The 9,766-nt window shown below is 63.0% G+C and carries 6 protein-coding genes and 1 pseudogene; 1 reads left to right on the top strand and 6 read right to left on the bottom strand.

What is annotated here, in order from left to right; genetic code table 11:
* From ACN0SE_RS19835 to rpsL, 4 genes and pseudogenes are all read right to left on the bottom strand, one after another.
* Positions 1–76 (bottom strand): annotated as a pseudogene (locus ACN0SE_RS19835) (elongation factor Tu); the annotation flags it as partial.
* A 90-nt stretch (positions 77–166) separates the two neighbouring features.
* Complete coding sequence (gene fusA, locus ACN0SE_RS19840; protein WP_417526265.1) at positions 167–2,284, bottom strand: elongation factor G; 2,118 nt, start codon at positions 2,282–2,284, stop codon at positions 167–169.
* An 18-nt stretch (positions 2,285–2,302) separates the two neighbouring features.
* Positions 2,303–2,773: a 30S ribosomal protein S7 gene (gene rpsG / locus ACN0SE_RS19845; RefSeq protein ID WP_417526266.1), complete on the bottom strand. Its 471-nt coding sequence runs from the start codon at positions 2,771–2,773 to the stop codon at positions 2,303–2,305.
* A 90-nt stretch (positions 2,774–2,863) separates the two neighbouring features.
* Positions 2,864–3,235 (bottom strand): 30S ribosomal protein S12, encoded by a 372-nt coding sequence (gene rpsL, locus ACN0SE_RS19850; protein ID WP_005862801.1) that lies wholly within the window; start codon positions 3,233–3,235, stop codon positions 2,864–2,866.
* A gap of 389 nt (positions 3,236–3,624) precedes the next feature.
* Here rpsL and ACN0SE_RS19855 point away from each other — a divergent pair, with 389 nt between their 5' ends.
* A complete protein-coding gene (locus tag ACN0SE_RS19855) occupies positions 3,625–4,449 on the top strand; it encodes a putative rhamnosyl transferase (protein ID WP_417526267.1) in 825 nt (274 codons plus the stop codon).
* Here ACN0SE_RS19855 and ACN0SE_RS19860 read toward each other — a convergent pair.
* Complete coding sequence (locus ACN0SE_RS19860) at positions 4,396–5,283, bottom strand: DMT family transporter (protein ID WP_417526268.1); 888 nt, start codon at positions 5,281–5,283, stop codon at positions 4,396–4,398. The genes ACN0SE_RS19855 and ACN0SE_RS19860 overlap by 54 nt on opposite strands.
* 181 nt (positions 5,284–5,464) lie before the next feature.
* A complete protein-coding gene (gene rpoC, locus ACN0SE_RS19865) occupies positions 5,465–9,703 on the bottom strand; it encodes a DNA-directed RNA polymerase subunit beta' (RefSeq protein WP_417526269.1) in 4,239 nt (1,412 codons plus the stop codon).
* Between the last annotated feature and the right edge of the window lie 63 nt (positions 9,704–9,766).

Consider the following 9,766-nt stretch of genomic DNA (forward strand, 5'->3'; position numbering starts at 1 on the left):
TCTTGCCGTGGTCAACATGGCCGATGGTGCCAATGTTGCAGTGCGGTTTGGAACGCTCAAACTTTTCCTTTGCCATGGTAGTGGCTCCCTTGAATTGATCGTGCGGTGCGCAGGGATGCGCACCCTACGGGGGGTTGTAGGGTGCGCCGTGACGGCGCACCGCTGCTTATGCGTATTTGGCCTGGATCTCGTCAGAGATGTTCTGCGGCACCGGGTCGTAATGGTCGAACTGCATGGTGAACTGCGCACGGCCCGAAGACATCGAGCGCAGGGTGTTGATGTAGCCGAACATGTTGGCCAGCGGCACCATGGCATTGATCGCCACGGCATTGCCGCGCGGCTCCTGGCCGGTCACCTGACCCCGACGGGACGTCAGGTCGCCGATGATGTTGCCGGTGTAATCCTCGGGCGTCACCACTTCGACCTTCATGATCGGTTCCAGCAGCTTGGCGCCGGCTTTCCGCATACCTTCGCGCATGCACATACGTGCCGCGATTTCGAAGGCCAGAACGCTGGAGTCAACGTCGTGGAACTTGCCGTCGATCAGGGCAACCTTGAAGTCGATCACCGGGAAGCCTGCCAGCGGACCGGAGTCCATGACCGACTTGATGCCTTTTTCGACACCCGGGATGTATTCCTTCGGAACCGCACCACCAACGATCTTGGACTCGAAGGAATACCCTTCGCCCGGCTCCGTTGGGGTGATGACCAGCTTGACCTCGGCGAACTGACCAGAGCCACCCGACTGTTTCTTGTGGGTGTAGGTGTGCTCGACCTCGTGACCGATGGTCTCGCGGTAGGCCACCTGCGGCGCACCGATGTTGGCTTCGACCTTGAATTCGCGCTTCAGGCGATCGACGAGAATGTCGAGGTGAAGTTCGCCCATGCCCTTCATGATGGTCTGACCGGATTCCAGATCGGTCTCGACGCGGAACGACGGGTCTTCCGCCGCCAGACGTGCGAGGCCGGCCGACATCTTCTCCTGGTCGCCCTTGGTCTTGGGCTCGACGGCGATCTCGATCACCGGGTCGGGGAAGGTCATGGTTTCCAGAACCACCGGATCGGACTTGTCACACAGGGTGTCACCGGTCGTGGTGTTCTTCAGGCCGCCAAGCGCGATGATGTCGCCGGCAAACGCTTCGGAAATCTCGTCGCGGTTGTTCGAGTGCATCATCATCATCCGGCCGACACGCTCGGTGTTGCCTTTTGTCGAGTTCAGCATCGAGTCGCCCTTGGCGAGCTTGCCCGAATAGATCCGCACGAAGGTCAGCGAGCCGACAAACGGGTCGTTCATGATCTTGAACGCCAGGCCCGAGAAGGCCATGTTGTCGTCCGCGCGACGCGGGATGTTGCGGGTCTCGGTCTCGTCGCCGGGCTTGAAGCCCATGTAGTCGACCACGTCCAGCGGGCTGGGCAGATAGTCGATCACGGCGTTGAGCAGCGGCTGGACGCCCTTGTTCTTGAAGGCCGAACCGCCAAGAACCGGAACGAAGGACAGCGACAGCGTGCCCTTGCGCAGCAGTTTGCGCAGGGTGGCCACGTCGGGCTCTTCGCCTTCGAGGTAGGCTTCCATCGCGTCGTCGTCCATTTCGACGGCGGCTTCGATCATCTTGCCACGCCATTCTTCGGCCTGGTCCTTCAGGCTGTCACGAATGTCGGCCTGCACCCAGGAGGCGCCAAGGTCTTCACCCTGCCACAGCCATTCCTTCATGGTGACCAGGTCGATCAGGCCTTCGAGCTCGTTCTCGGCGCCGATCGGGATACCGACGGGCACGGGAAGCGCACCGGTGCGGTCCTGGATCATGTGAACGCAGTTGAAGAAGTCGGCGCCGATCTTGTCCATCTTGTTGACGAAGACGATGCGCGGAACCTTGTAGCGGTCAGCCTGACGCCACACGGTTTCGGTCTGGGGTTCGACACCGGCGTTGGCGTCGAGCACGCAGACAGCACCGTCGAGAACCGCCAGCGAACGTTCGACTTCGATGGTGAAGTCGACGTGGCCGGGGGTGTCGATGATGTTCAGGCGGTGCTTCGGGCTGTCGGGGGAAACGCCGTCTTCGGTGCGTTCCCAGAACGTGGTGGTCGCAGCCGAGGTGATGGTGATCCCGCGTTCCTGCTCCTGCTCCATCCAGTCCATGGTGGCGGCACCGTCGTGCACCTCACCGATGTTGTGGGATTTGCCGGTGTAGAACAGGATCCGTTCCGAGCAGGTGGTCTTGCCTGCGTCGATATGGGCCATGATGCCGAAGTTGCGGTAGCGGTCGAGCGGATATTCGCGTGCCATGGGATAAAGCCTCTGAATTTACCAGCGGTAATGGCTGAACGCTTTGTTCGCGTCGGCCATCTTGTGGGTGTCTTCGCGCTTCTTAACAGCGGAACCGCGGGAATTGACAGCATCCAGCAGCTCGCCTGCGAGGCGTTCTTCCATCGTGTTTTCGTTGCGGGCGCGGCTGGCGTTGATCAGCCAGCGGATCGCCAGGGCTTCGCGGCGCTCGGGGCGCACTTCGACCGGCACCTGGTAGGTGGCACCACCCACACGGCGCGAGCGGACCTCGACCGAGGGTTTGATATTGTCGAGCGCTTCGTGGAACAGCTCCACCGGCGCGCGCTTGACCTTGGATTCGATCCGGTCGAGCGCGTTGTAGACGATCTTCTCGGCAACGGACTTCTTGCCGTCGATCATCAGGTTGTTCATGAATTTGGTCAGAACCCGGTCGCCGTACTTGGCGTCGGGCAGAACTTCGCGTTTTTCAGCGGCGTGACGACGTGACATCTTTTTTCTTTCCTCTTGTCATCCTCGGGCCTGGCCCGAGGACCTCAATTCAACGAGATCCCCTGTAAGACGGGGATGACGCTCAACGCGTCACTTGGGCCGCTTCGCGCCGTACTTCGAACGACGTTGCTTACGATCCTTGACGCCCTGGGTATCCAGAACACCGCGCAGGATGTGGTAACGCACACCCGGAAGGTCTTTCACACGACCGCCGCGGATCAGCACAACCGAGTGCTCCTGCAGGTTGTGGCTTTCACCGGGGATGTAGCTGATCACTTCGTAACCGTTGGTCAGGCGCACCTTGGCCACTTTCCGCATTGCCGAGTTCGGCTTCTTCGGAGTGGTGGTGTAGACACGGGTACAGACGCCACGCTTCTGCGGGCATTGCTCCAGGTGCTGCGACTTGGACCGTTTGACTTTCGGCTGCCGCGGCTTGCGGATCAGCTGTTGGATCGTTGGCATAGAGGTATCGTCTCCGCTTTCGCTCTCATTCAATATGCATGAGGGCGACCCCATGCGGTGTTTGTCTTGGCTGCGCAGCGGGCGTCTCGGACGTCCACAAGCGCAAAACCCGCGATCACAGCCATTCCGAGGTCTGCGACGCGGTTGGTTATCAGAGGATCGGAGCGCTAACTGCCCGGATCTTGACCACTACAATATGATGTCGGCACGCGGGATGGCCCCGAAGCCGAGATGAGGGTGGCGTATAGGGGGAGTCGCGGGGCTTGTCAACAGCCCCACCGGGGGCCGGGGCGCGCCGGCCCCAGGACCTGCTCGCCTGCTTGCCAAGAGCGCCGCCGGAATGCAAGTCTGCGGCAAAGGCCGCCCCGGCCCCAGGTGGAGTGAGCAGAGTGCAGGTCATTGGATTGTGTCGGTTTTCCTACCCGGCGCTTGGCGGTTTCCAGGTCGAACATGACAGTACCGACGACCGCATCGCCTATCTCTATGCGCCCGAGCGGATGGAGGAACGCTTCCGCCAGTTCGAGGCGATCACTCTGCCCGGCCTCAAGGCCCAGACCGACGGCGATTTCAGCTTCCTGATCGTGGTGGGCGACCAGCTGCCCAAACCCTATTCCGACCGGCTGCACGACCTCGTCGCCGACTTCCCACAGGCCCGGATCGTGGCACAGCCGCCGCGCGAGCACCGCCCGGTGATGGCCGAGATCCTCAACGACGCCCGCGACGACCTGGGCCAGCCCTGCCTGCAGTTCCGCCACGACGACGACGACGCCGTCGCCGTCACCTTCGTCCAGCGCCTACGCGAGGCCGCCGCCGATTGCCCGGGGCTCCTGCGCGATCACCGGCTGGTGGGCTTCGACTTCAACCGCGGCTACATCGCCCGGCCCGACAGCGGCGGCATCCTGGCACAAGAGACTGTCACGCCCTACTGGGGCGTAGCGCTGGCCATGGCGGTGAAACCCTGGGCGCGCCACACCATCATGAACTTCGGCCACAACCGCCTCAACCGCTTCATGCCGACGGTCACCTTCACCCACGAGCCGATGTTCGTGCGCGGCCACAACGACCACAACGACAGCCGCCAGGGCGAGAAGGTCTCGAAGGTCAGGCTCAAGCGGCTCGACGCCGCCGGCGAACTGACCTTCCAGCAGAGCTTCGCGATCTCATCTGACCGGGTACGCGCGATTTTTGCGGGAACGCCGCGCCTCGCGCCATAGGGTGAAGACCCCCATGGCCACCACGATGAACGCCCCCAGCAGCGTCAGCGGCTCGGGAAACTCGCCCCAGACCAGGTAGCCCAGGATCAGCGCCCAGATCAGCCCGGTGTAGCGGAACGGCGCGGTAAAGGCGACCTCGCCCACCCGCATCACCAGCACCGAGCAGAGATAGGCCACCAGGATGAAGCCCGAGGCGATCAGGATGTAGAGCGCATGCAGCGGCGCGATCGGCTCCCATCCCCCCGGCAGGCTGGCCAGCCCGGCAAAGATCATCACCCAGAGCGCCCCCATGAAGGACACCAGCAACGACGGCACCTCGACCGACATCGATCGGGTCACCAGGTCGCGCAGGGTCGAACAGGCCACCGCCACCAGCGCAAAGAGCGTCGCGTCGGAGAACCCCTCAGGCCCCGGCCGCACGATCAGCAGCATGCCGCCAAAACCCACCGCAATGGCGATCCAGCGCCGCCAGCCCACCGGTTCGCGCAGGAACAGCGCTGCGCCAAGCGCCACGCTCAGCGGCAGGAACTGCAGGATCGCGGTGACATTGGCCAGCGGCATGCGGAACAGCGCCGAGAGAAAGAACACCGTCGCCCCGACCTCGGTCAACGACCGGATGCAGACCAGCGTCCAGTCCCGCCGCGACAGGTCGCGCCGCAGCGCGCCCATGTGCCGTGCGAGAAAGAACAGGAAGAGGCTGGCAATCACCCCGCGCAGGAAGACCAGCTGAAACAGCGGCACCGCGCCGCCGGTCAGCTTCACGAAGGTGTCGTTGAAGGTGAACCCCGCCATCGACCCCATCATCAACAGCGCGCCACGGGTGTTGTCCTGCATCCCCCCTGCCCTTCTTCTCTTTCAAAAATACGCCACCCCCCGGCCAGCCTAGGCACGCCGTCCTGCCGACAGACGCACACCCCCCGGCCAAGGGCACCACGAAACCAGCGCGCCGCAGGCGCTCCATCAAAAAACCCCGCCCGGTGAACCGGACGGGGTCGATCTTGTCGGATCAGCGCACTCAGTCGCGGCTGTCTTCGTCCATCACCGGCTGGGTGAAGGCGTCGCCGCCCACCATGTCGTCGGAGGGCGCTGCCAGCGCGGCCGCGGCTTCCGCTTCCTCGCGGCGTGCCTCGATCACCACGTTGTCGCGGTCCTGGGCGATGCGACGCATCTTCTGCGTCGCGCCACCGGTCCCGGCCGGGATCAGACGGCCGACGATGACGTTCTCCTTCAGGCCGACCAGCTTGTCCTTCTTGCCCTGCACCGAAGCTTCGGTGAGCACCCGGGTGGTCTCCTGGAAGGAGGCCGCCGAGATGAAGGAGCGGGTCTGCAGCGAGGCCTTGGTGATCCCCAGAAGGATCGGCTCGCCCTGGGCCTCGCGGCCCCCCTTCGACAGCGCCTTCTCGTTGGCGGCATCGAATTCGGCCTTGTCGACATGTTCGCCCTTGAGCAGCGTGGTGTCGCCGGAGTCCTGGATTTCCCACTTCTGCAGCATCTGGCGCACGATCACTTCGACATGCTTGTCGTTGATCTTCACACCCTGCAGTCGATAGACGTCCTGGACCTCGTCGATCATGTAGTTGGCCAGAGCCTCGATCCCCATGATGGCGAGAATGTCGTGCGGCGCCGGGTTGCCGTCCATGATGTAGTCGCCCTTCTGGACGAAGTCACCTTCCTGAACCGGAATGTGCTTGCCCTTGGGCACCATGTATTCGACCGGCTCCATGCTGTCGTCGGACGGCTCGATGCTGATACGGCGCTTGTTCTTGTAGTCCTTGCCAAAGCGCACGTAGCCGTCGATTTCCGCGATGATCGCGTGATCTTTCGGACGACGTGCTTCGAAGAGCTCGGCCACACGCGGCAGACCACCGGTGATGTCCTTTGTCTTCGCGCCTTCGCGCGGAATACGCGCCACGACGTCACCTGCCTTGACCTCGGCCATGTCCTCGACCGAGAGGATGGCGTCGACCGACATCGGATAGGTGATCGGGTTACCCGCCTCGTTGCGCACCGGCTCGCCGTCGCCGTCGATCAGGATGATCTCGGGCTTGAGCTCGTTGCCCTTCGGCGCCGCACGCCAGTCGGCGACGATCTTCTGGGTCATGCCGGTGGCATCGTCGGTCTCTTCGCGCACGGCGACACCGTTCACCAGGTCGACGTGACGGGCGATACCGTCCTTCTCGGCGATGATCGGCAGGGTATAGGGGTCCCACTCATAGAGCTTGTCCCCCCGGCCGACCTTGGAGCCTTCCTTGACGAAGAGCTTGGTGCCGTAGCCCAGCTTGAAGCTGGCCCGTTCGGCGCCGTGCTCGTCCTGGATGATGAGCTTCATGTTCCGGCCCATCACCAGGGTCTCGCCGACGGCGTTCTCCAGCGTGCTGGCGCCCTCGAAGGTCACGATACCCTCGGTGCCGGCCTCCTGGAAGGATTGCTGGCCACCCTGGGCCACGCCGCCGATGTGGAAGGTCCGCATCGTCAGCTGCGTGCCCGGTTCACCGATCGACTGTGCCGCGATGATGCCCACCGCTTCGCCGGTGTTGACCATGGTCCCGCGTGCGAGGTCACGGCCGTAGCAGCTGGCGCAGACGCCCTCTTCGGCTTCACAGGTCAGCGGGCTGCGGATGCGCATCTTCTGAACGCCGGCGTCCTCGATGGTGTCCGCCATGCGCTCGTCGATCAGCGTGCCTGCCTTGCAGACCACCTCTTCGGTGCCCGGCTGCAGCACATCGTCGGCCGCAACTCGGCCCAGGATGCGCTCGCCCAGCGACGAGACGATCTCGCCGTCGTTGACCGCCGCTTCCGCGGTGATCGCCCGGTCGGTGCCGCAGTCGCGCAGACGCACGATGCAATCCTGTGCCACGTCCACCAGACGACGGGTCAGGTAACCCGAGTTCGCCGTTTTCAGAGCGGTGTCCGACAGACCTTTCCGCGCGCCGTGGGTCGAGTTGAAGTATTCAAGAACGGTCAGGCCTTCCTTGAAGTTCGAGATGATCGGCGTCTCGATGATGTCGCCGTTCGGCTTCGCCATCAGGCCGCGCATCCCGCCCAGCTGCTTCATCTGCGTGACCGAGCCCCGCGCCCCGGAGTGGGCCATCATGTAGACCGAGTTCGGCTCCATCACCGCGCCGTTTTCATCGGTGCGGTCGGCCGAAATGGTCGCCATCATGGCTTCGGTGACCTTGTCGTTACACTTCGACCAGGCATCGACGACCTTGTTGTACTTCTCACCCTGGGTGATCAGACCGTCCATGTACTGCTGTTCGAAGTCCTTCACCTGGTCACGCGTCTCTTCGACGATCGGCCATTTGGTGTCGGGGATGACCATGTCGTCCTTGCCGAAGGAGATGCCGGCCTTGAACGCTTCCTTGAAGCCCATGCCCATGATCTGGTCACAGAAGATCACCGACTCTTTCTGACCGCAGTAACGGTAGACGGTGTCGATGACGCGCTGGACGTCCTTCTTCCGCAAGAGCTGGTTGACCAGGTCGAAGGGTGCCTTGGCGTTGAGCGGCAGAAGGCCACCCAGGCGCAGACGGCCCGGGGTGGTCTCGTAGCGTTTCATCACTTCGAGGCCGTCTTCATCGATCTGCTTGACCCGCGCGGTGATCTTGGCGTGCAGGTGCACTTCACCGGCGCCGAGCGCGTGCTCGACTTCCTCGATGGACGAGAAGGCCATGCCTTCGCCCTTCATGCCATCGCGCTGGATGGTGAGGTAGTAGAGGCCCAAGATCATGTCCTGAGAGGGAACGATGATCGGCGCGCCGTTGGCGGGCGACAGGACGTTGTTGGTCGACATCATCAGCACGCGGGCTTCCAGCTGGGCTTCCAGCGAGAGCGGCACGTGAACGGCCATCTGGTCACCGTCGAAGTCGGCGTTGAAGGCCGAGCAGACCAGCGGGTGCAGCTGGATTGCCTTGCCTTCGATCAGCGTGGGTTCGAAGGCCTGGATGCCCAGACGGTGCAGCGTCGGCGCGCGGTTCAGCAGAACCGGGTGCTCGCGGATCACCTCGTCGAGGATGTCCCAGACCTCGGGGCGCTCTTTTTCGACCAGCTTCTTGGCTTGCTTGACGGTCGAGGACAGGCCCTTGGCTTCAAGCCGCGAGTAGATGAACGGCTTGAACAGCTCGAGCGCCATCTTCTTCGGCAGGCCACACTGGTGCAGCTTCAGTTCGGGGCCGGTCACGATGACAGACCGCCCGGAGAAGTCGACTCGCTTACCCAGAAGGTTCTGACGGAAGCGGCCCTGCTTGCCCTTGAGCATGTCGGACAGCGATTTGAGCGGACGCTTGTTGGCACCGGTGATGACCCGACCGCGACGGCCGTTGTCGAACAGGGCGTCGACCGATTCCTGCAGCATCCGCTTTTCGTTGCGGACGATGATGTCGGGCGCGCGCAATTCTATCAGCCGCTTCAGGCGGTTGTTCCGGTTGATCACGCGGCGGTACAGGTCGTTGAGGTCGGAGGTCGCAAAGCGGCCACCGTCCAGCGGCACCAGAGGACGCAGTTCCGGCGGAATGACCGGAATGACGGTCATGACCATCCACTCGGGACGGTTGCCGGATTCCAGGAAGCTCTCGACGACTTTCAGACGCTTGATGATCTTCTTGGGCTTCAGCTCGCCTGTCGCCTCTTTCAGATCGGCGCGCAGGGTCTCGGCCTCGGACTCGAGGTCGATGGCGGCCAGCATCTCGCGGATCGCTTCGGCGCCGATGTTGGCGGTGAAGGCGTCCATGCCATAGGCGTCCTGGGCGTCCATGAACTCTTCTTCGGTCATCATCTGACCGTAGGTGAGGTCGGTGAGGCCCGGTTCGATCACGACGTAGTTCTCGAAGTAGAGCACGCGTTCCAGATCGCGCAGGGTCATGTCCAGCATCAGGCCGATGCGCGAGGGCAGCGACTTGAGGAACCAGATATGGGCGCAGGGCGCGGCCAGTTCGATGTGGCCCATGCGCTCGCGGCGGACCTTCTGCAGCGTGACTTCCACGCCGCATTTCTCGCAGACGACGCCGCGATACTTCATCCGCTTGTACTTGCCGCAGAGGCATTCGTAATCCTTGATCGGGCCAAAGATACGCGCACAGAACAGACCGTCACGCTCGGGCTTGAACGTACGGTAGTTGATGGTTTCCGGCTTCTTGATCTCGCCGTAGGACCACGACAGGATCCGCTCGGGCGATGCCAGCGACACCTTGATCTCGTCGAAGGTCTTCACCGGGGCGACGGGGTTGAACGGGTTGTTGGTCAGTTCCTGGTTCATTTGTCTTCCTCAAAACGGGAGGGTGCGGGGGAGAGGCGGTGCGCAGAGACTGCGCACCCTGTG

This window comes from Marinovum sp. (genome assembly GCF_048263515.1).
Classification (GTDB): Bacteria; Pseudomonadota; Alphaproteobacteria; order Rhodobacterales; family Rhodobacteraceae; genus Marinovum.

What these genes read in the sequence shown, in the direction of transcription:
- fusA (WP_417526265.1), bottom strand. Translation starts at nt 2,284, where the DNA reads ATGGCACGCGAATATCCGCTCGACCGCTACCGCAACTTCGGCATCATG.
- rpsL (WP_005862801.1), bottom strand. Translation starts at nt 3,235, where the DNA reads ATGCCAACGATCCAACAGCTGATCCGCAAGCCGCGGCAGCCGAAAGTC.
- rpsG (WP_417526266.1), bottom strand. Translation starts at nt 2,773, where the DNA reads ATGTCACGTCGTCACGCCGCTGAAAAACGCGAAGTTCTGCCCGACGCC.
- ACN0SE_RS19860 (WP_417526268.1), bottom strand. Translation starts at nt 5,283, where the DNA reads ATGCAGGACAACACCCGTGGCGCGCTGTTGATGATGGGGTCGATGGCG.
- rpoC (WP_417526269.1), bottom strand. Translation starts at nt 9,703, where the DNA reads ATGAACCAGGAACTGACCAACAACCCGTTCAACCCCGTCGCCCCGGTG.